Raw genomic sequence first — 1169 nt, 5'->3', positions numbered from 1 at the left:
CCTGTTAGGGGTGCCGGCCTTCCGTGATGTCGGCGTCATGTAGGTCTTCCGGGGTTCGGGCCGCTCTCCGCTGGGAATGCCCTCCCGGTTTTCTCTGTTTGGGGTGGCAGGAAGTTCAACGCTCAACTAAACTGGGCGTACACGAGGAGGAACCGACATGCCTGCAGTGACCGTCGAGAACCCGTTGACGCTGCCCCGCGTGACCGCGCCGACCGACGCCGTGGCACGTCCCGTGCTCGCCGTCACGACCGCTCCCAGCGGTTTCGAGGGCGAGGGCTTCCCGGTGCGCCGGGCGTTCGCGGGGATCAATTACCGTCATCTCGACCCGTTCATCATGATGGACCAGATGGGCGAGGTGGAGTACGCGCCGGGTGAGCCGAAGGGCACACCCTGGCACCCGCACCGCGGCTTCGAGACCGTCACCTACATCATCGACGGGATCTTCGACCACCAGGACAGCCAGGGTGGTGGCGGCACCATCACCAACGGCGACACCCAGTGGATGACGGCGGGCTCGGGCCTGCTGCACATCGAGGCGCCGCCGGAGCATCTCGTCATGTCCGGCGGGCTCTTCCACGGCCTCCAGCTCTGGGTGAACCTCCCGGCCAAGGACAAGATGATGGCCCCGCGCTACCAGGACATCCGCGGCGGCTCGGTCCAGTTGCTCTCCACCCCCGACGGCGGCGCGCTGCTGCGGGTCATCGCCGGTGAGCTGGACGGGCACGCGGGCCCCGGCATCACGCACACCCCGATCACGATGGTCCACGCGACCCTCGCGCCGGGTGCGGAGCTCACGCTGCCGTGGCGTGAGGACTTCAACGGGCTGGCGTACGTCCTGGCCGGCCGGGGCAGCGTCGGCGCCGACCGCCGCCCGGTCCACACGGGCCAGACGGCCGTCTTCGGCGCGGGTTCCTCGCTGACCGTCCGCGCGGACGAGAAGCAGGACTCGAACACGCCGGACCTGGAGGTCGTGCTGCTCGGCGGACAGCCGATCCGCGAGCCCATGGCCCACTACGGCCCGTTCGTGATGAACACCAAGGACGAACTCATGCAGGCCTTCGAGGACTTCCAGAAGGGCCGGCTGGGCACGGTCCCGGCGGTGCACGGCATGACCGCGAGCGGCCCGCAGGACTGACACCGACACCACCAGGGGGGCGCCGCACACGCGA

Annotated in this window: 1 protein-coding gene; it reads left to right on the top strand. The window is 69.3% G+C overall.

The window, feature by feature from the left end; translation table 11 throughout:
- The first annotated feature begins 157 nt into the window (after nt 1-157).
- The gene (locus ACFTZL_RS45030) at nt 158-1135 is read left to right on the top strand and encodes a pirin family protein (protein ID WP_382596474.1); all 978 of its coding nucleotides are present in this window, start codon (nt 158-160) and stop codon (nt 1133-1135) included.
- Nucleotides 1136-1169 lie beyond the last annotated feature (34 nt).

This window comes from Streptomyces sp. NPDC056948 (assembly GCF_042674225.1).
Taxonomy (GTDB): Bacteria; Actinomycetota; Actinomycetes; order Streptomycetales; family Streptomycetaceae; genus Streptomyces; species Streptomyces purpurascens.
This window is presented reverse-complemented; position numbering and strand designations above follow the sequence as displayed.